At 38.5% G+C, this 22,522-nt stretch carries 10 protein-coding genes; 1 reads left to right on the top strand and 9 read right to left on the bottom strand.

The features are described from left to right. Positions 1-25: 25 nt before the first annotated feature. Genes ACE01N_RS03415 through ACE01N_RS03405 form a run of 3 tightly spaced genes read right to left on the bottom strand, consistent with a single transcriptional unit; the run spans position 26 to position 6,248 of the window. Complete coding sequence (locus ACE01N_RS03415; protein WP_380584825.1) at positions 26-1,594, bottom strand: sulfatase family protein; 1,569 nt, start codon at positions 1,592-1,594, stop codon at positions 26-28. Between the two features lie 25 nt (positions 1,595-1,619). Beyond that, entirely contained in the window at positions 1,620-4,409 is a 2,790-nt protein-coding gene (locus tag ACE01N_RS03410; RefSeq protein ID WP_380584823.1) for a sulfatase, read from the bottom strand. 24 nt (positions 4,410-4,433) lie between these two features. Continuing rightward, the gene (locus ACE01N_RS03405) at positions 4,434-6,248 is read right to left on the bottom strand and encodes a hypothetical protein (RefSeq protein WP_380584821.1); all 1,815 of its coding nucleotides are present in this window, start codon (positions 6,246-6,248) and stop codon (positions 4,434-4,436) included. A 253-nt stretch (positions 6,249-6,501) separates the two neighbouring features. Between ACE01N_RS03405 and ACE01N_RS03400 the strand changes: the two genes are divergently transcribed. Further along, positions 6,502-10,509 (top strand): two-component regulator propeller domain-containing protein, encoded by a 4,008-nt coding sequence (locus ACE01N_RS03400; RefSeq protein WP_380584819.1) that lies wholly within the window; start codon positions 6,502-6,504, stop codon positions 10,507-10,509. Positions 10,510-10,805: 296 nt separating this feature from the next. On the opposite strand, the gene ACE01N_RS03395 is transcribed toward ACE01N_RS03400, so the two are convergent. From ACE01N_RS03395 to ACE01N_RS03370, 6 genes are all read right to left on the bottom strand, one after another. Further along, positions 10,806-12,056: a T9SS type A sorting domain-containing protein gene (locus ACE01N_RS03395; RefSeq protein WP_380584817.1), complete on the bottom strand. Its 1,251-nt coding sequence runs from the start codon at positions 12,054-12,056 to the stop codon at positions 10,806-10,808. A gap of 26 nt (positions 12,057-12,082) precedes the next feature. Then, positions 12,083-13,738 carry a glycoside hydrolase family protein gene (locus ACE01N_RS03390; protein ID WP_380584815.1) on the bottom strand — a complete coding sequence of 552 codons (1,656 nt, stop codon included), beginning with the start codon at positions 13,736-13,738 and terminating at the stop codon, positions 12,083-12,085. Positions 13,739-13,750: 12 nt separating this feature from the next. After that, the gene (locus ACE01N_RS03385; RefSeq protein WP_380584813.1) at positions 13,751-15,376 is read right to left on the bottom strand and encodes an arylsulfatase; all 1,626 of its coding nucleotides are present in this window, start codon (positions 15,374-15,376) and stop codon (positions 13,751-13,753) included. Between the two features lie 7 nt (positions 15,377-15,383). Continuing rightward, positions 15,384-17,426, bottom strand: a complete 2,043-nt coding sequence (locus ACE01N_RS03380; RefSeq protein ID WP_380584811.1) for a beta-L-arabinofuranosidase domain-containing protein — start codon at positions 17,424-17,426, stop codon at positions 15,384-15,386. A gap of 66 nt (positions 17,427-17,492) precedes the next feature. Then, a complete protein-coding gene (locus tag ACE01N_RS03375; RefSeq protein WP_380584809.1) occupies positions 17,493-19,085 on the bottom strand; it encodes a RagB/SusD family nutrient uptake outer membrane protein in 1,593 nt (530 codons plus the stop codon). Positions 19,086-19,110: 25 nt separating this feature from the next. After that, complete coding sequence (locus ACE01N_RS03370) at positions 19,111-21,996, bottom strand: SusC/RagA family TonB-linked outer membrane protein (RefSeq protein ID WP_380584807.1); 2,886 nt, start codon at positions 21,994-21,996, stop codon at positions 19,111-19,113. Positions 21,997-22,522: the final 526 nt, after the last annotated feature.

Genomic DNA, 22,522 nt, shown 5'->3' with positions numbered 1-22,522 from the left:
TCTCATTACGGATTCAAATATTTTCTCAGTTCGCAATTGTATACGGAAGTCTGTCAAAAACTGAAACACCTTCAGCCATTCTCGGATCATTGGTTTCCGTCAGCACAGTTTCCAACTGGTCAGATAGTTCATCTTTTATCACAGTCATTTCAACCTGACCTGCAAGATTATTAACCTCCCATGGGTCTGCACTCAGATCGTACAACTCTTCATAAGGACGCTTCGCAAATGCCAAATCCATATAATATGAATACTCCGGATTGCAATAGTTATTCAGATACCAGGTCTTGGTTGGACCATCTCCCAAATCAGGGAAACTATTACCAATATGTCCAACAGGCCATCTTTCTGGTTTGAAATTTCGGATGTACTTGTACTGTTTCCCATCAATTACCTTTATAATAGCTCTTTGAGGATAAGGAAGATTTCCAGGCCGTGCTGATGCAACGTGCCGTTCACGTCCGGTCACAACATAATTCCTCGTCGGGTCAATAACTCCACTACCAGGAGCTTCCATTACAGGCACAAGGCTTTTCCCTGTCATTACATCCGGTATATCAACCTCTCCCAGCTGGAGAAATGTAGGAGCCAGATCCATCAGGTTTACCATATCTTCAACTACCCTGCCACTGTCTATCATAGAAGGATATCTGACAGCCAATGGAACATGTGTTCCAAAATTGTAAAGGTTACATTTTGCGCGTGGAAATCCGGGAATACCATGATCTCCGCTTACTACAATGACTGTATTGTCAAGCTCGCCGATTTCTTCCAGTTTTTGAATGATCAAGCCCAGTGCATAATCAAATGCCAGAACTTCTCCGAGATAATCAGCGAAGTCTTCCCGTATCTCCGGTTCATCCGGCAAACCAGATGGGAGCTTACCTATCAGGTCATCAGGATTTATATTCCATAATTTTGATCCCGAACCTTCAGCCCAGGGCCGGTGTGTGTTCCATGGCCCCCACCAATAGCAAAACGGCTGCCCTTCTTCCCTGTCAGACAAAAAGCCTTCAAAATTATTCACCACTTCATCAAATAACCGCTGCCGTTCAGACGCTATGGCTTCATCAGTGCTGTATTGTAAAATGGTTTGGGAAAAGAAACAGAAATCACGTCCTGCCCCTTCATACTTGTTTTCTGATGGCCCTCCATAAGGAGCATTGGCTGGTGTTCCCGGGTACCATACTTTATAGGTTCTGCCTATGTGATATCCGTTATCCTTTAATATAAGCGGATACGACGGAATCTGATCATCCCAGACAGCACCCTGCAATATGGCACCTCTGCCGGTCCGCCAGAAATATTGCCCTGACAACAACGAACTCCGGCATGGTGTACATGATGGTGCAGTTACATGAGCATTCATAAAAACAGCTCCCTCTCTGGCAATCCTGTCAAAATTGGGCGTTTTGATAATCGAATTCGGAGTATTGCCTCCTTCAATCGAATCGTAAATACTTTGGTAACGTCCCATGTCGTCCCCAAATGCAAATAAAATATTTGGTCTGTCCTGGGCACCTGCACCATTTAAACATGCAAAAGCAGATGCCAGGGTCAACGCTGATCCAATAGTCTTTGTCAGGTTCATCATATTAATAATCTGATTTTAGCATTACTCACAATTTCAAAATTTTGAATTTCCTTATCTCTTCATAATTACTACAGGTCAACAGATAAACCCCTGTTTTTAAACCATACATATTTATGATGTGTGCTTCTGATCCGTTTATCACCTCATTTCTGATATGTGAACCATTGATATCATAAATACTTACCACTGACGGAAGATCACCTGAGGCCTTTATATTCACATTTCCATATGTTACCGTTGGGTAAACCATGAAACTTTCCATTGTGACTTCTGCGGAATGAGTTGGCAACAAATGCCTTGGCGTCGGATCTGTATTCAAAACAATGTCATCAAAAAAAATACCAATATCCGAATCCAGCCGGGTATATATGTCCTGATTCACGAAATCAGGCTTAAACTCCATGTAACAATAAGTCCCCGGAGTGGTAATCTTAAATACCAGATCCTGCCACTTATCTATATAATTCTGTGTCTCATTTTTAATTTCACCTGTATTACTTGAAGGTTTGGAATGTCTGTCTTTCAGTTGTGCACACACCGTTGAGGCAACAGGTTTGTTGACCAAAGCATGTAAATAAACCGGAACATTTGTAATGTTAACCGTGTCAAATTCAAACCAGGCATAAGCCCACCATTTCCCGTCAATTTTCCGGTTGAACCGACCAACAGAATCGCTTTGATTCAATTGGGAAATTTGTGGATTATCTATAATATCAAATGCCTCATGATCTTCCAGTAATCCATCCGGATTTCCATTTACACCCCATCGGCCTGCAAATCCGTCTTCAAAATCCTGCACAACGACCTCTTCAAATTCAAATACTTCTCCGCCTCTTGGCTTTGGGTCATCATTGATAATAATCTCATCAAAATAAATATCAATGTCATCTGCCAAACGATCAGGATAAGGTGGATTTGCTGAATTATCAAAATCCGCTTTTATTTCAAGAGAAGAATAGAGTCCCGGCGCCGAGATCTCAAATACCATATCTTCCCATTCATCTACTTTTGTATTAATACCAACCACCTCAGGGGTTGCAGCATTATTCCCACCTTTAAACTGGACACAAACTTTGGATAAGATCGGTTTGCGCACCATGACATGCAGATATTTCGGAGTTGTTTCAGTTGCAGACACATAAACCGGATCAAAATCAAACCAGGCGAATCCCCACCAATACCCTGTTTTCAGTCTTTTGAATTTCCCAACCGTTGACGTGGTATTGATTCCTTCCGAAAAAGGATTCTCCACTTTATTGAAATGGATGTGGTCCACATCTTCATCATCTGATGTAGCATTTGGCGGCTCAGTCACATTACCTTTGGTTCCGTAATCTCCATAAAACTCCTGTTCAAAATCAAAAATTTCATCCTCACCTAAAGCCCATTTGGGAATATTCATTTCATTCATCCAGCTATCCAATCTGCTTTTTAATTCTTCAGCCTTTTCCGTATTTGTGGAATAGAGATTATTGTGTTCTCCCGGATCATCCTTTAAGTTATAGAGTTCGTAATAATCGGGCGATAATGCATACCGATAAATCAGCTTATAATCACCTTTTCTTAGTACGCAAGCCTTCCGTGGATTCCATGTTGATGCTCCGGCCGGATAATACCAAAAGATCTCGTCCCTGTCTATATCCTGAGCATTAAAAAGCGGAACCATGCTGACACCATCCAAAACCTGGGATGTTGCTCCTTCTGCCAGATCTAAAAATGTTGGATAGAAATCAACAAAACTTACAGGGGTTTCATTTACTTTATCTGCAAGGCACCCTGCAGGGTACCTAACAATTAAAGGGACACGGATACCTCCTTCATAAAGCCACGTTTTAGCCTCCCTTAAACCACCATTATTAGCTACCTCTTCTGCACCACCATTATCAGATGTTACTACAAGCAAGGTATTCTCATCAATCCCCAACTCCTTTAAAGTTTCTACAATACTTCCTATCCCGGCATCTATTCTTTCCAGCATTGCTGCCAGATAGGGATTATCTATGGCTCCGGCATGACGTGGAGATGAGGAATCAAAATAATCCGAGGTACCAGAACCGTATTTGTCTTCATATTTTTGCTTATATTTTTGAACCAGATTCTCCGGTGCCTCCAACGTCATATGCACGCTATAAAGCTGAAGTGCTAAAAAGAAAGGGGTATCTTTTTTATCCCTGATAAACTGATCAGCCTCTCTAAAAAGCCTGTCTGGTAAAAACTCATCTGTTTCGCCCTCAGTTACAGTCGATATCTTATCGTAAGGATAAAAATAATCACCTCCGGCAATATATTTTGTTTCTGTTGCAATTACCTTGTCATAGCCATGAGCAGCAGGACCACCCGGATTATTTTCAAAATCTGTATCCAGATGCCATTTACCAATTAATCCTGTATAATAGCCTGCATTTTTTAAAGCTTCATTTACGGTAACATGATCCTCAGGCTTCAGGTATTCATCCGAATTTTCTGATACAAAATCATATATGCCATGTCTGGCTGTATACTGTCCTGTTTGTATAGAAGCTCTGGATGGTGAACATACCGGTGCCGAAGCATAGGCATTTGTAAAGGTCATCCCTTCCTTTGCCAATTGATTAATATAAGGAGTTTCATTAAAGGTATTGCCGTAAGTCTCAAATTCTCCGTATCCAAGATCATCAATGAGCACCATCACAATATTGGGCTTCTCTGCCTGAGCCTTTGCAATCCCACTGTTAAAATAGAACAGAATATCTACCAGAATAAACAAATTAATTCGGAGGTTCAAAAATCCTCTTTTAAGCAGAGTCCCTGTTCTTCTTGTAACTTCTTGTTCCATGATCACTATAATTACTTCCTGTTTTTACCTTTTGAATTTCAAATACTTATCCTGCACATTCAATACATACACACCACTTTTTAATCCTGCAATATCTATGCTACGGCCTGTTCCATTTAAAAGAAGCCGGCCATTTACAGAGAATATTTTATATACATCATCCTCTGTCATTCCTGTGACCGAAATGCAATGGTTTCCATTGCGCTTTATTTTAAAGCTATTAGCAGCAGGTTGATTGGGTGATAGTATACCCGTCGATATTTTTTCGGGATTAAAAACGATATCATCAAAGTACCAGTAATTATTGGCAGCAGTACCTCCTGCATCAAATAGCAAAACTATTTTCCCATACAATTCAGACTGTGGATCCAGAGCCGAAAAGTCAAACTCCATATCAACCCACTTATTTACAGTAGTAAGTTCCTGTTTTACTTCAAGCTGCCCATATTTATAATTTGAAGGATGTTCTATTTTAAAAAATACCTTGCCCGGAGTTTCTGTGAATACTTTCATTGTAAAAACTGATCCATCAGAGAAATCAAACCTGTTTTCCAATGGTTCAGAATAGAGCAACTCATACTGATCTGTGGTTGTAATGATTCTGCCACTCTGGTTGCTTGCATTGCTATTATCAGGGTTTGGATTATTTACAACATCGTAGAACATGCTGTTGTTACTATTAAATAACATTAGGTTTCTATCTTCAAAATTCACTATTGTATCGCCTGACAGAACAACTTTGTTTTGCCATTCCGGCTTAAAACCACCATCTACCCAGAATAAGAAATCAGATGTGGAAACACTTGCGATACCGGTTCGTGAGTTACCGGGGAAATAAGGTTCATCCCTGTCTTCCGGTATACAATAACATCCCCAGCCTTCATAAAACATATAAAGTGTATCCCGGTATTCAAAAACTTCGCCAAACCATATTCCTCCCTGATCCCAGTCTCCCGGATCACCTCTCATTAAAAGTGGAAATTCGTTATCTACCTTTGTCCAGTTAATCAGGTCATCTGAATAAGCCGCATGGAATCTGTTTGGAAAATCAAAATGCTGATTACTGCCCTGGTAAATCATATACCACATATTGTTCAACCTGAAAATGCGGGCTCCATTAACGGAGTAAGAATCAAAATTACCGGGTCCCCCACCTACTCCAAGTACTTTTATGCTGTCTCTATCTGAAATATTCTCCGGATCGGAGGTTACTTTAACATATATCTCCAGGTTGCTGTCAAAACGATGCGTTTTTCTGTTGTAAAGTCCGTCGCCATAATAAATGTAATACTGTCCGTTATGATAAATGGCATCATTGGCACCAACATCATTTTTCAGTGGATTAGAACTAAATTTTTCTGACGTAAGGCCATCGCTACCAAGCCTGGCTCCTGCAAGCGTCGAAGTACCGTTACTGTTTACAGCTTTATAATAAAAATAGACATCTCCGTTTTCGCCTACTACAGGTGCACAATCCAGAAGATTCTGTTCGTCATAAGTCCCGGGATTGCCATAAGGTATTACCGGATTATTTTCGTACTCCAGCCAGGGACCATATGGAGAAAAATTATTTGTATCCTGATATAAAACACCAATCTGATCATGATATTCAGGTGTTTTACCACTACCTCTTACATATAAACGCCATAATTTATCGGGACTCTCGTCAGGTGTTAAGATTGCAGCATTCGCAACGTGAATAGCCCTCCAGTCAGGCAGGGAAGAACCGATGTTCAACACCGGATTTTTTTTGTATTTTTTGAATAACGAATTTTGAGATATTCCGCCGGATAAAAATACAAAACAAAAAGCGACCGCTAATCCGAGAGTTTTATTCATAATTATAATCAGGTTAAATCCAGTTTTAACACAAGCCAAAAATATTCATTGATTACCGGATTGGCATGTACATCCTGATTCAAAACAATGGATTAATTAATCAAATAGTATGTTTTTCAACTACAGTGAACTGATTTTACATGCAATGGACTGAATTGTCCAGTTTTTATAGCTATATCATAATATTTTTGTCATACGGTCTTTTCAGTTGCTGAATTGCCAGATTTTATAAAAAGTATTAGCTTTACTTACGATGCAAATCCAAAGAATCATAGTAACCTTTTTAGGTATATTTTTTACCATCACGTCCAGTGTTGCACAGGACATATCTTTCAAACATATTACCGATAAAGAAGGCCTCTACTATAACTGGATATGGGATATCTTTAAAGATTCTGAAGGATTTATGTGGTTTTGTTCGCAGGAAGGCGCTTTCAGATATGATGGTAATGAATTTGAAACATTTGTTTTTAAATCTTCTTCAGGTATTTCAAATGTAAATATCAATTGCATCAGCGAAGATAATAATTCAAATATCTGGTTTGGAACCAACGAAGGCTTGATCCAATACCAAAGAAAAACAAATAAGTTTCAACGATATTTTCTTGATTCTCTGGGAAGCAATTCGTCGAATCTTATTAATGCAATAACTGAAGATAACAAAGGATATCTCTGGATTGCCACCGGAGACGGGTTATTTTCATATAACCAAACAAAAAAAACCTTTAAACGATACTTCAGTGATGCAAGAAACAATTCCTTAAACACCAATGTTTTGAACGCATTACTTTTCGATTCAAAAAACCAGCTTTGGATTGGTGGGAACGATGGCTCGCTTTATATGTATGTCCCTTTAAATGACCATTTCATAAATTTCAGAAACCAACAAAATAAAAACTACACCGGGATTAATGTAATTTATGAAGATCATCAAGGCTACTTGTGGGTTGGGTACAACGGATTTGGTGCATCTAAATTCAATTCATGGACCAAAGAATATGTACGAAACATTCAGAACACAAATAAGCCTAACCAGATTGTCAATAACTACGTAAGAGGAATTGTTGAAAATAATGACCATACCATATGGTTTGGAACAGAAAATGGCTTATCTGTTCTGGATCAGGACAAAGATAAATTTACGACTGTTAAATCAGAATTTGAATACCATAACGGATTAAATGATAATGCCATATATTGTCTCTATAAAGAACAAAACGGAGATATATGGATCGGAACTTTTTTTGGTGGCGTAAATGTGTTTTATAACCGTCCTGAGTTTATTCATACGTTTCAGCCAGACGGATCAAAAAATAACATTAGTGGTAATGCTGTCGGACCAATAATAAAAGATGGGAACAATCTGTGGATAGGAACAGAAGATAATGGTGTAAATAAATTCAACCAACCTAAAAGAATATTTGAACATTATTCACATAACAACAGTAATTTATCATATGATAACGTCCATTCATTATGCATGGATCATTTAGGAAACCTATGGGTGGGTACGTTTACAGGAGGGCTGAATCTGTTGGCCAAAGGTTCCGCGGACTTTGTTCACTTTGTTAATTCCGATGATCCGCAAAGCATTTCAAACAACAGCATTTATGCGTTGGTAAACGACTCGTTCCAAAACTTATGGGTAGGAACCAGAGGCGGTTTAAACCGGTTTAATTATGCAAACAAGACTTTTGAACGCATACACGAAAATATTTTAGGTGGAAAATTTATCTGGGACATAAAAGAAGACAAAGACGGAAATATATGGCTTTGTACTTTTGAGAATGGAGTTTATTTTCTTGACAGAAAAAACAACTACGCCCCAAATCACATTGATCTTCCGGTAAACCGAACAGTAACACTGATAATTACAACCAGCAATACTGTTCTGATTGGCACAGAAAAACAGGGTTTAATTGTATATTATCCGGATAGCAGAACTTACAAACACCTGACAACTGCAGAAAACAAGATCCCCGACAATACAATTTACGGTATAATAGAAGATAACAGTAATACAATATGGTTTACGACTAACAAAGGATTATGCAAAACAAAAGACTTTAATAAAATAGAAACTTTTACTACGCACGACGGACTGCCAACAAATCGCTTTAATTATAACTCGGCCGCTAAATTTAACGGGAAACTATATTTTGGCAGTACACAGGGACTTGTGGTCATTAATCCTGATTTACAGACTACCGAGGTTATGCAGCCACTGTTGCATATCACATCCATAGAATTTCCGAACAGAAAAGATAACTTTCCCGAAATGGGAGAAAGTATAGATCATATTGATAAACTTGAACTCAATCATAATTTCTCTTCTTTCAGCATAAAATATGTCGGCATTAATTTCAGGGAAAGCAACAAAATAAAATATGCCATTAAGATGGATGGTATTGATGATACATGGAACTATGTAGGCGATTCTAAAATAGCAAATTATAATAATCTCGTCCCCGGGACGTATACTTTCAGGGTAAGAACGGTTGACAAATTCGGAGAGCTGCAGAACTATGAAAAATCACTGAATATAACTATAATACCACCCTGGTGGGGAACCTTCCTTGCCAAAGTAATATTCATTTTTGTAGGCGTATCAATAGTCTTTTTTATTCTGTACCTCCTTTTTTTAAGAACCAAGGTTAAACATGCACTGGAGATTGAAAAACTCGAGAAACTCAAAATCAAGGATATCAACGATGCCAAAATAAAATTCTTTACCAATATCTCGCATGAATTAAAAACGCCACTGACGCTTATCAAAGGTCCCGTAAACAGGCTCATAAATGATAAAAGCCTGACCAACAAGCAACTTGTGTGGTATCATAATCTTATCAAAAAGAATACTGAACGGTTATTGCATTTGATAAACGAGCTGCTGGAGTTTAAAAATGTAGATAATGATCATCTGGATATACGCCTGGAAAACGTCAACATTAATGAGGTCATAGAAGACATCTGTGAGAATTATTTCTGGCTGGCAGAGACCAATAAAATTAATTTCACGGTTAACATTGAAGATGCCGTCTCATATATTTGTCTGGACGCGGTAAAACTTGAGAAAATCCTTAATAACCTTCTGCTGAACGCTTTCGGGAATACTCCAGAAAATGGTTATATTTCAATTGAAGTCTATTTAAATGATGACTTTTTGAAGATACTTGTTAAAAACTCCGGTTCAGGACTATCGCCCGAAAAAATAACAAGAATCTTTGACCGGGATTTTACACAGAATAAATATAACGAACTCAACAAAGGAACAGGCATTGGATTAGCTTACACAAAAACACTTGTAGAATTACACCAGGGAACGATTAATGTTTTTAGTCTTGAAAATGTAGAAACGTCATTTATCGTAAAGATCCCTACAAATCTTGACAAAACCTTTTCTTTGGAGGAACACAAAAACGAGTCTGTTCCGGGATATAACCCTTCACTGGACATTGATCTTGACCCAACCTATCCTATTTTTGACGAAAATATTAAGCCCAAAATATTAATTGTTGAAGATGTAAAAGAATTACGGGATTTTATTTGTGATGCTTTAGAAAATAAGTTCACATTGTTAACTGCTTCGAATGGATTGGATGCCTACAAACTGGCGCAGTCTGAGAACCCGGAACTTATTGTAAGTGATGTTATGATGCCTAAACTCAACGGATATGAGTTGTGCTCAAAAATAAAAAACACATTTACAACAAGCCATATCAGAATCATTCTTTTAACGGTACTGTCTGATGACACAAACAAATTAATCGGATACAAAGCAGGGGCAGATGCTTATTTATCCAAACCTTTTGATATTGAGTTGCTCATATCAAGAATAAACAACTTACTTAAAGATAGTTACGTTCTAAAACAAAAATTCCAAAAGGACTTAAATATTACACCTAAGGAAATAACATTCTCAAATCCTGATGAAGAACTTTTACAGGTAATAATAAATACGGTAAATGAACATTTAAACGATTCAGAATTTGATGTAGATAAATTTGCCAAGGAAATTGGGTTAAGTAAATCAACCCTGTACAGAAAGATGAAATCCATCACCGGCTTATCAACAAATGAGTTTGTACAGATTTTACGCTTAAAAAAAGCCGCTCAGTTGTTAAATGAAACCCAAATGAGTATCTCTGAGATTGCTTATGAAACCGGTTTTAGTGATCCCTATTATTTCAGCCGGGCTTTTAAGAAAAACTTTAATGTTTCACCCAAAAAATACCGTGAGAGCATAATCAGCCAGAATTAATATTCAATTGTGCCGGGAGAAATCAGAACCCGGAATGGTTTTGATTGATCATAAATTATTGATTTTAATGTTTTGAAAGCAAGCCCTATATTAATACTAACGATGTCGCACTACCGGTAATACTTTTTGCCGGACAGCTGTGGTTATAATGCCTAATTCTACTCTCATCAGAATACTCATAACGCTTGCTTTTAGAATTGCCAGGTAATTCCAACTATCAGAAACAAATGTTGTAAACAAAAAACGCATCGCTTTTGAGGGCGATGCGCTGATGAAAAGAATATCTGTTTGTGTACCTACTTTTTAATAAAGCTTGCGGTTTGCTCATTAATTCTTATAAAATAAATGCCTTTATCCAGATTTAGTTCCGATACGGATAATGAGTTTCCGGTAAATCTTTCTTTGAATACTACTTTACCATTTAACGATGTTATGGAAACAAGCGCATTTTCCTGTGTTTCATAAAAATTGATCCTGTTATCTACGGGATTCGGGTAGGTTAACGCCTGGTTCACTTCAATATGCTGAATTGCAGTAGCATCTTCTCCAGGGCCCTGAATATCGTCGAAATACCATGTATCTCCCTCAACAGGAGAGTTGGCATCAAACAACAAAATAATCTTCGTCATAACCCCGCTTGCCGGTAACAAATCTGCAAAGTCAAATTCCATTTCGTACCACTGATTTGCTACAGGGCAATACAATTGAGCCTCTTTATTAGAACTTCCCTCGGTATTCTGAACTTTAAAATATACATTTCCCACTGTAGGAGCATAGACTTTCATTTTAAATTTAAAGCCATACTGTGCAAAATCAAATGGAGTATCCATTACATCAGATGCAAGCAGTTCATAATTATCAGATGTTGTAACAAGCTTACCACAGTAGTCACTGGTATTTATACCCGATTTATCAGGATTAGCCACCACTTCGTATTGCATATCGTTTTCTGTATTCTGCTGGGTAAAATTGAGTGTTATATCTTCAAAATCACTATAGGTAATAAAATTTGTTTCCGGAATTGTTACAGTTGCCGCATTTGGTCCTATAATGTCATCGAAATAAAATGTTTCGCCAGACCCTTCATTACCCGCATCAAACAATAAAACAAATTTATTATAGACCATACTTTGAGGATCCAGTGAGGTAAAATCAAAAATAAGTTCCTCCCATTCATTAACCTTCGTCGTTGTTACGGTTGTGACTTCTTTGGCAGGAGCGCCACCTTCGACTTTAAAATAAACCGGCACACCACTTCTTGGAGAATATACTTTCATTTTAAAAATCTTACTTTCATTAAAGTCAATAAATTCTTCCATTGACGCCGAATAAATCAATTCCCACTTACCTCCGGCAGAAATAACTTTCCCACAATGTGCACTGGTATTAATCCCTCCACTTACAGGATTCGCCACTACTTCGTAAGTAAGGGAATTATTGGTTGCAAAATTCAGATCTTTGGTCTCAAAATCACAGTAAACGTAATCTGCTGCCAGAATATTTACGGCAGAAAGACAAAAGAATAATAATAGTAGTCTTGTTTTCATAACATTAATTTTAAAAGTTAATTATCTTACTTGTTTATATCTAACCCTGTCCATTCAATAAAATCACTCGTTAACACCCATGCGGCGCCAGTCTGCGAGCCTCCCGAAAAATATGCGACATCACGATCTGCCACAATACCGTCCTGACCCCAGCCTTCATAATACAAATACAGCTTATCTTCGAACTCAAATATTTCACCGTACCAGATACCTCCCTGATCCCATTTCCCATAATCGCCACGTTCAAACAAAGGTTTATCATTATCCACCTTAGTCCAGTGGATCAGATCATCAGAATACGCAATATGAAATCTGTTTGGAAAATCAAAATACCTCCGGCTACCCTGGTATGTCATAAACCACTTATCTATTCCCTTTATTCTGAATACCCTTGCACCGTTCACGGCAAAGCTGTCAAAATTATCAGGACCACCACCCACATCTATGGCCAGATGAATATTACTCTCATCCAATACGGTAGGATCTGTGGTAACCCCGACATATAGTCTTAAAGTCCCAAATTTGCTTCCGTCCCAGTTTCCGTCACCAAAAAAGAGGTAATATTTTCCATCATGGTATATTGCATCACTGCAACCCACATATCTTTTTACAGGCTGATCGAATTTCTGAAATGAGAAACCACCATCCAACGAATGGGAGCCTCCCAATGAGCCTACACCGGTATATGCCTTTGCATTATAAAAGAGGTACATATCGTCATTTTCACCCATAACCGGGGCACAATCCAGCACATTTCTTTCACTGTAAGAACCAGGTTCGCCATAAGGTAGAACAGGATTATTTTCGTATTCTATCCATGGGCCGAACGGAGAAAAATTATCAGCTTCCTGATACAATAATCCTATCTGGTCATGATATTCCGGCACATTACCACTTCCGCGTACATACATTCTCCATTTACCGTCAGGTGTATTCCCGGGCTCCAGGATTGTTGCATTGGCAACATGAATATTCCGCCAGTCAGGATTCCCGGCTTTAAAGCGTCTAAGAACCGGATTATAATCGTAGCGTTTAAAAACAGTGGTTACAAGATTATTGCCAGGTCCGGTGATGTCATCGAAATACCACATGTCTCCGCTTTTTTCTGAATCGGCATCAAACAACACAACAATTTTACACATCTCACCACTCCCCGGAGGTGCTGCCAGTTTTTCAAAATCAAAGACAAGTTCCTTCCATTGATTTGCTGCATTCAGGTAGACTTTTACCTCAGAACTCAACACTTTTCCTCCTCCATTCTGCACTTTAAAATACACATATCCGGTGCTTGGAGCATACACTTTCATTTTAAACGCGTAACCGTTTTCCAGAAAATTAAACTCGCGGTTTAACTTTTCGGATAACAAAAGTTCAAAACGGTCTGACGTTGTTGTAACCCTCCCGCATTTTTCACTTGCATTTATTCCTGCTTTGTCAGGGTTAAACACAATACGGTAATCCAGCGAAGATGTATTATTGTTTTCAGTGAAACTCAGAACCTTGTCCTCAAAGTTGCAATAGGTCATGGTTACAGGATCATTTGGTTCCTCCTCTTCAGGTATCTTCGGTGACTCTGATTCACAACTGAGTAGCAACACTGAAATTATTATACTTAGTACCAGATCCATTGTTTTAGCTTTATTCTTCGTTATTCCTATCATCATCACGTCTGTCTTCTCCACTCTTTTTATGCACTACTTCTCTACCGGATTATATGTCTTCGTTGACCAATCCGGCCATGGTAATACATTAGTATCATATGCCATTTCAGTCCACTTTTTTATCATTTGTTGCCTGATCTCCGGATACTTATCCGATAAATCGTGCATTTCTGTCCTGTCTTTTTCCATATCATAAAGCTCCCAGGAAGTAGCATCTTTAGCATGCAGGTTCACTATTTTCCATTTAGCGTTCCTCAATGCGCCGTGCCCTTCATGTTCCCAAAATATATAATCGTGAGGCAAAGACTCTTTCCCTCTAAGGTCTGGCACCAGACTTATTCCCCTCATTGGTTTTACGGACTCCGGGTATTGCGCTTTTCCAAGATCCACACAGGTAGCCATTATATCTACTAAATGTGAAGCCTTATTATTAATCCTGTCAGTATTAGTTATGCCATCAGGCCAGTAAACGATAAGCGGGGCTGATATCCCTCCTTCATGCGTAAACCGTTTATTTTTCCTGAAAGGCGTATTGCTTGTTACACTCCAGACTCTGCCCTGACTTCCTCCTTTTCGGGACGGGCTTTTACGCCATTCATCATAGTTGCCTTTTCTGTTTTTATTCCAGTAAAACCCAAAATCACTATTCATTGGTTCCGCCGAACAACCGTTATCAGATAAAAATATAATCACGGTATTATCCAGCATTCCTTTTTCCTTTAAATGTTCAACTATCCTGCCTATATTTTGATCCAAAACTTCAATCTGAGCTGCATATATTGCTCTGTAAAAATCCAGCGTTTCCCTGTCATCTTCCGACAGTTTCTCCCAATCGGGTGTAGTCTGAGGAGGCAGCTCCCAGTCGGAGCTTATAATACCCGTTTGGATCATTTGCTCATATTTTTCTTTTCTCAACGCTTCATAGCCATTCTTATACATCCCAATGTATTTTTCAACAACTTCTTTTGGGGCATGTAAAGGCCAGTGTGGTGCGTTATAAGCCAGATACTGAAAAAATGGTTTCCCTTCAGCCTGAGCCTCATCCATATACTCCATTGCCTTAGTGGTAAATACATCTGTCGTGTACCATTCCTTACCATTTTCAGCGTATAGTTCAGGGTTATCGGTAACAGGTATCACCATCCTGCCATCCTCATAGATTTCAGAATCATCCAGAACACCGTAATAACTATCAATCCAGTGATGGATACCAAAAAATTTCTGGAATCCGCGATTTTCCGGCCAGGCTTTTTTTAATGAACCAATATGCCATTTACCAACCATAGCCGTAAAATACCCTGCATCACCAAGCACTTCAGCAATCGTAGCACATGAATCGTTAAGATATCCACGATAACCCGGACTTACATTTAAATCAGACATATAACCGACACCCGATTCATGCGGATAAAGACCGGTCATTAATGATGCCCTGCTGGGGCAGCAACGGGCTGTATTATAAAACTGGGTAAAACGTACACCGTTATGAGCTAACCTGTCCAGGTTGTACGTATTCATTTCCCCGCCAAAACTACCCAGATCTGAATATCCCATATCATCAGCCAGAATTAACAAAATATTAGGTCTGGTCTCTTTTTCTTTAATACAGGATGAAAGAGACAATGATGTTAATGCAAGTAATGCTACAGATTTATTCATAATATTGTTATTTAACTTTATGTTCTCCAAGTAATGGAAATTCAGTTATTCTTAAAGCCGTACATCCATACGGAATCAATGTTATCTCTTCCTTCTTTTCACTGACTTCAGGCCCCCACATAATACTGTATGGCAAAGGCCCTGTCATATCATTATATCCTTTCCAGAATGGCAATCTTTTTGCCTTTGTTTTAATCCGGATCGGCGCATTTTCAGTATTCCACGGATAAACATTTTCATTAAAGGACTCTATCACCTCATAATGTTTTTCCAATTCATCATCAGGAACCTCTATCAACCCATAATTCCATGGTGAATCAGAATCTACTGTCCAGTATTCCTTTCCCTGCCAAACCTGGTGCTCCCTATTTTCAACAAGTTTCCATTTCTCATCCATTTTCAATGCATAAACCAAAGGTCCGCGTTCAACAGTTGCAGAGTTTTCATACCATCTTGAGATTGAAACCCGGGCTGCGAAATTCAGCTCCAGCTTATCTCCTTTGTGCCACTGCCGGTCAATTGTAATATTGTTGTTGGCATCCTTTATCACGTCTTCCAGCAATTCACCATTCAGTTTTACCTTAAAGCATTCGGATGACCATTCCGGAATTCTGAGTGTAAGCGGAAATCGTGTTGATTTTTCCATACTCTCAATTGAAATATTTACTGAGTTTTCAAACGGATAATACGTGTCTTCCACCAGTGATACTTCTACACTATCTCCAACAAGAGCACGCACCTTCGAAGGAGCATATACAACTTTGGCTAAACCCTTATCTGCGGTCGCATACCATAGATTCTGCGTAAATTTAGGCCATCCCTGATGCATATTTGACGTACAACACGGGTAACCGTTTAACAGTCCAAAACAGTTATCCAGACCATTATGGTTAATATCAAAATTTCTGATATGCTTGCTGACTTTCACCTGATTTACCTGTTGAAAATACTGCCGGTTCATAAAATCATCCGTAACCTGTGCAGGTAAAGCATTAAAAGCAATCCTTTCAAGGTGTTCAGCGAACTGATTATCGCCCGTTATCTGCAACATGTTTTCCAGGGAATACATAAATTCTACGACGGAACACAACTCAATACCCTGCACCGGATTATTACCGTGCAAAGCCTCATCTCCACCGTACATACCGTTGGGATAACCATTAAAATTCCTGAGATCTTTTAATCCTACCTTAACGGCGTCAAGATAGCGATGATCTTTTGATTGTTGATAATAAATGACAGGTTCTTTAAATCCCTGCGCAAGATTAACACAGTGAATTGATCCTTTCTGGCTCAGCCTTTCTCTTTCGAGAAAATCATCAGTAAAATTTTCTGTTTGTTCATGGATCATCTGAGCTAGAAAAAGCAGATACTTTTCTCCGGTAATATTGTATAACCAATATACCATCATCAGATTATCACCTCCTCTGTATCTGGCCCAGAACGTCCAGTTATCCAAAGGTTTCTTTTCCAGATTATTATACTGATATTTGAAGTAATTTGTCATTAAATCGATCACCCTGTCATCTCCCGTTGCCGAATAGTACTGTTGTAATATTTTCAATGCAACCATTTTGGGCCACCAGTCTTCTGCATTATCCCGCTGCAAGCCCGGTTCATTATTATCATAATCTTTTGAGGGGCCAAAATAACCATCCTCACGCTGACTGCTGATCATCCACTCAACCCAGGGTTTGGTAAGATTGATTAGTGCTGTATCCTCAAGAATATACGCTAAAGGAAGTAAGCCGTCAATCCAGTACGGACCTCGTTCCCATTGATCTCCGTCACCACCAAGCCATCCGTTTCGGTGATTCATAACCTGAGGATAGAGTTCATCCAGATGACCTGTAGCTCCAGTTCGCTGAGCCTCAAGCATCATAAGCAGCCATCCGCGGGCCTTGATATTACCCAGAGGTAATTCTATATATGGTTTTGTGATAAGTGGAGATCTGTTATTACGATAATTGGCAGAATTATCCTTTGAAGAACAGCTCAATAAAGCCAACAACACTACCACAAAAAACACCTTGTCTATTCTAAATCTCATATCTGTTAAAATCTTATTAATTCGGGAATAATGCCAATTCGTTAAATCGTTAAAAATCTGTTATTTTTAGTATCCCGGATTCTGAATCAGATTAGGATTCGCTAAGATCTCATCACGTGGAATCGGGAAAAGATTTCTGTAATCTTCGTTAGACGGAGTATGCCAAAACCACCTTTTTGTTGTAAACTGACCAAATCTGATCAGCTGCTGGCGTCGGTGCCCTTCCTGACAAAATTCCCATGCATATTCAAGTAAAAACCGGTTATCATTCAACTGTGCTGCCGTTAACACATTATTACCTGAAAAATCAGTAAATGCCCTCTGTCTGACTTTATTTATCAAATCAACAACTTCCTGATTGGCAGCCTTTCCGTTTTTCCGGTAAATAGCTTCAGCCTTCATAAAAAACACATCTGCATAGCGGAAAAGGACAAAATCGTTTTCTAACCTGTTTTTTGCACCGGTCTTTATTTCATATTTCTGCATCCGTACTCCATCGGCTTCACCGGTAGTTCTTCCATCACTTCCCAATGATCGGATATTCTTGGTATGAACTATTGGTTTGCCGGCATCAGCTGCCCAGGAACCATCACAAAGAAGTGGTGCTCCTATTGTACCGGTTTTTTCTCCTGTATTATCATAAAGTGGCCCCTCTAACCAGGATTTTGTATATCTCAAATCATCCGGGTCATAACTCCAGGCCAGGTCAGGTGTGGCACATGGACCACCCCAATAAAACGTTTCGGTATTCGCATGATATTTATACCACCAATGCATCGTCCACATATGCATCCTCCAGGGAAAATCTTCATGGTAAACCTCATCGTTGGCAATTCCCATTATGATTTCCTTTGAGTTTTCGTTTTCGCTTTTAAAAGGTGTACTGTAATCTGCTTCCAATACATATTTTTGTGATTCAATGATAGTATCGCACAATGCTATAACCTCATCCCAATATGTCTTACCAGCCCAGACCTCAGCATTTAAATATGTTTTAGCGAGTAATTGTGAAGCCGAGTATTTATTCCACCTTCCATATCCGTCTTCCTTCAGATATGGTATATTCTCTTCTAATTGACTGACCACAAAATTAAATACCTCCTCTCTTGAGTTTGTTGCAGGCAAATAATCGTCCGGTACATCATATTGAGTAACTACTGGCACATTTCCGAACATATCAACCAAGGTATAATACCAAAATGCCCGTGCAACCTTTAATTCTGCCATAACCATTGCGGTATCTTTCAGTTCCTGTTCTCGAAACTCATAAATCAACCGGTTACAATTATTTATGGACGAGTATGCTCTACGCCAGTCCTGCAAGAAATGTTGTTCATCAATATTCCATTCGTGATTGTTTAATCTCACATAAATTCCGGCATCATACCATGCACCACCTCTTTTAGGTGTGATCCAAAGGTCTCCCACCTCTTCGTTTGTATATAACCAGCAACCATTTTTATGGACGCTTCCTCCTGCATACAAGTTTCTTAAATCACTATAGACTTTACCAATGGCTGCGGGAATATCATCTTCACTAAAATTAGCATAATAGTTTTCTGCTATCAATTCATCATGCACAGGCACGTCCAGATCGGTACAGGAATAACAGAACAAAAATGTTATGATACTTAATATATATATGTTTCTCATTTTCATGATTATTAATTTTAATGTATGGTTTTTACAGGTTCAATTTTAATCCAAGTGTATATGTCCTTACGGTAGGATAACCTCCAACATAGTCAATGCCAGGAGTAAGTCCGTTATAGTTAACTTCCGGATCTACACCCTTATAATTTGTAAACGTGAACAAATTCTGTCCTGACAGATAAAGTCGCAGTGAGTTAACATTTTTCTTAAATTTGAACGTATACCCAATGGCAACATTATCAAGCTTCACATAGTCGCCGTTTTCGATATAGTAACTCACATAAGCCTGGGCCGTATTTACATACTGACCGTTATAAGTATCAAGAATTGAAGTCGGATAATTGTATTGGGTTCCTCTTATAAAGTTTTCCCATAACATTCTGTACTGATTTAATATCTGGTAGTCGAATGCGCCTCTTAACTCAACACTCAGGTCCAGGTTTTTATACCGTGCAGCCATAGAAAAACCTGCAAAGTATTTAGGAATACCATTCCCCATTACCTGCCTTAAACTGTCAATCCCGTATTCTCCTTCTGTCATCCATTCTCCGTTCGGATCCAAACCCGTGCTAACCCAACCATAAAAATTTCCGATTGCGTCGCCTTCTTCCAGATAGTGTGTATTCTTCTGAACCGGTGCTCCCGTATTTCCAAGTTCAAGAAAATCACGTTTGTACTGATTGTTCGATAATTTTGTAAGAATGTTGGTATTATAAGACATATTACCCGTCAGTCTTAATCCAAAGTCCCTGGTGTTAACAACATTTCCGGATAATACAACCTCCACTCCTGAATTTTTAATTGCTCCAACATTAGCTACTGTAGTAGGGGCAAGGTTTGGAGGAACCGGTACATTATAGCTATATATAAGATCTTTGGTATTTCGCTGATAATAATTCACTTCACCTGAAAGTTTATCCTTTAAAAAAGCAAACTCAACACCTGCATTAAGTTCATGTTTTGTTTCCCATCTTAAATCCGGGTTTGCGTTTGCAACAGGTGATATGGTATACGTCCACTGACCATCAAGGAATACAGGATTTCCATAGGTAAATCTCAGTTTTGAAAGATTTGCACTGGATGGTTCTGTTCCTGTAACACCATATCCTACTTTAATTTTCAAATCATCGAGAAAGGTTATGTTTTCCATAAAACCCTCTTCGCTTAATCTCCATGCCGCAGATACGGAAGGGAAATATCCCCAGCGGTTATTGGTACCGAATTTTGATGAGCCCTCTGCCCTCAAGCTGGCAGCAAACAGGTATTTTTCCTTAAAGCTATAATTTAAGCGTCCGAAAAAGGAAACCAGTCTGGTTTGGCTTTTACTGCTTCCCATTGATGCGAAACCTTCGGACAATGCTAAGCCGAGATCCATTCTGTTATATCCAAAATATTCATTCGGGAAATTATAGTTATAGGCATTGAACCCTTCTCCCTCATAATCCTGATAGCTGTAACCTGCCAGTGCTGTAAAATCATGATTCCCGATTTTTTTTGAATAATTTCCAAACAGTTCCAGTGTTTTTGAGGTATTTGTACTGGCGTTTCTCCATGCCTGTCCGGTAAAATCAAGATCGAAACTATGGGTTGCATAGGACCCATTCAAATGGTTGAACTTTTTAAAACCACCAACCAGGTTTAGGTTCAAGCCTTCTATTATTTCTGCCGTTATTTTTCCGTTTATGAATACCTCATTCCAACCTATATCCTCTTTAAATTCATCCACCAGACGAACAGGATTGGCAACACCGGCAAATGTTTGATACTCTCCGGTATTTGGATTAAATACCGCATCTGTTGGATTGGCGATTAATGTTCCAAAAAGTACATCTGAAGTACTTACGGTATTACCTTTAACGTTAACGTTTGACAGGTTCATGTTGATCCGTAATTTATCCTCAAACATATTGTGATTAAATCCAACCCGTGTGGTAAAACGATTCTGGTCAGTATTCCTGATGATTCCTTCCTTTTCGGTATAGGTAACCGATCCGTAATAGTTGGAATGTGAATCTCCTCCTCTTAATGAAATGTTATGGGTCTGATTTAACGGTGACTGTGAAACTTCATTCCACCAGTCGGTATTATATCCGTTATCTACCGGCGTAAATACTCCACCTGTTGTTTCTGCCAGATTTCTGTATTCATCAGCACTGAATACCTGTATTTTATTTGAAATCTGCTCCGTACCAAAATATCCGTTATACTCGATCCTGTTTTTCCCGCTACTTGTTCCTTTTTTGGTATTGACCAAAATAACTCCGTTCGTTCCCCTAACACCATATATAGCTGCAGCAGAACCATCTTTAAGAACGTCAATCGATTCAATATCATCCTGTGAAACAGAACTAAGACTTCCGCCAGGAATCCCATCAATAACAATAAGAGGCTCCTGATTTCCACTTAAGGTACTAACACCGCGAAGCATCATTTGTACCCCATTATTGTTCGGGTCACCGGATGTAGTATTTATACTTAAACCGGCAACTTTCCCTCTTAATAACTGTATGGGATCTGATACAGTACCCTGCTGGAAATCTTCAGCCGTGACTCTGCTTACTGAATTAGTAAGTGTGCTTTTTCGTAATGTACCATACCCTACAACGACAAATTCATCCAGTACTTCCTGATTTGTTTTTAATGTTACATTGATTTGATTACTGCCATTTACCGGAATTTCTTCTGTTTGAAAACCAATGAACGAAAAGACAAGAATGTCATTATCATTTGCAGTAATTTCATACTTACCATTAATATCTGTAACAGTACCATCAGAAGTGCCTTTTACCATGATATTTACACCGGGAATAGGTTCTTGCTGTAAATCCGAAACTATACCTTCTATATTAATGGCATATCCATTAAAAGCTGTAAAAAGTAAACTGCATAAAAGTAAAAACGGAGTTTTCTTATTCATTTCTAAGTGTATTTAATAATTTCATTAATTAAAGTTCTGTACTAAAGAAATTCATTGCTGTGGTTTAATACAATGATTAATATCCCAAAAGTATAGCTATAGAAGTATTTTATAATGGATTTTTATATCAAATGAATGGATATGTAAATCTTTAAATAAATCCATCATTTAATTAAATGTCTGACAGAGAGTCAATTTAAATTCAGGCATATTATACTTTGTAATATTGATACAGTAAATATCTAGAAAACGCTGATCACAAAACATGATATATAAAATTTTCAGCTACGGTAAAGATCAATTGGGCTACGGTTTAGAACCTCTCCATTTAGTATACCCTTTAAAGCATAACCGATAGAAAGAAAGTAATCCTGAGTTCTAAAAATGAAAATATTTTTTACATCCTTCTTTCTGGAGTTGATATTCACATAGTTGAACCAAACACAGTTTGACGGCACGTTTCGAGCTTCAACTTTAAGTATCCCTGAGATTGAAACTCAATTTAAAGAGATTGGGCACTAATAGT

The sequence above is a fragment of the Quyinboa ferrireducens genome (assembly GCF_042436675.1).
Taxonomy (GTDB): domain Bacteria; phylum Bacteroidota; class Bacteroidia; order Bacteroidales; family UBA5342; genus JBHJHP01.
This window is presented reverse-complemented; position numbering and strand designations above follow the sequence as displayed.

Coding starts and splice junctions, on each gene's coding strand:
- ACE01N_RS03415 (WP_380584825.1), bottom strand. CDS start 1,594: ATGATGAACCTGACAAAGACTATTGGATCAGCGTTGACCCTGGCATCT.
- ACE01N_RS03410 (WP_380584823.1), bottom strand. CDS start 4,409: ATGGAACAAGAAGTTACAAGAAGAACAGGGACTCTGCTTAAAAGAGGA.
- ACE01N_RS03405 (WP_380584821.1), bottom strand. CDS start 6,248: ATGAATAAAACTCTCGGATTAGCGGTCGCTTTTTGTTTTGTATTTTTA.
- ACE01N_RS03400 (WP_380584819.1), top strand. CDS start 6,502: ATGCAAATCCAAAGAATCATAGTAACCTTTTTAGGTATATTTTTTACC.
- ACE01N_RS03395 (WP_380584817.1), bottom strand. CDS start 12,056: ATGAAAACAAGACTACTATTATTATTCTTTTGTCTTTCTGCCGTAAAT.
- ACE01N_RS03385 (WP_380584813.1), bottom strand. CDS start 15,376: ATGAATAAATCTGTAGCATTACTTGCATTAACATCATTGTCTCTTTCA.
- ACE01N_RS03380 (WP_380584811.1), bottom strand. CDS start 17,426: ATGAGATTTAGAATAGACAAGGTGTTTTTTGTGGTAGTGTTGTTGGCT.
- ACE01N_RS03375 (WP_380584809.1), bottom strand. CDS start 19,085: ATGAAAATGAGAAACATATATATATTAAGTATCATAACATTTTTGTTC.
- ACE01N_RS03370 (WP_380584807.1), bottom strand. CDS start 21,996: ATGAATAAGAAAACTCCGTTTTTACTTTTATGCAGTTTACTTTTTACA.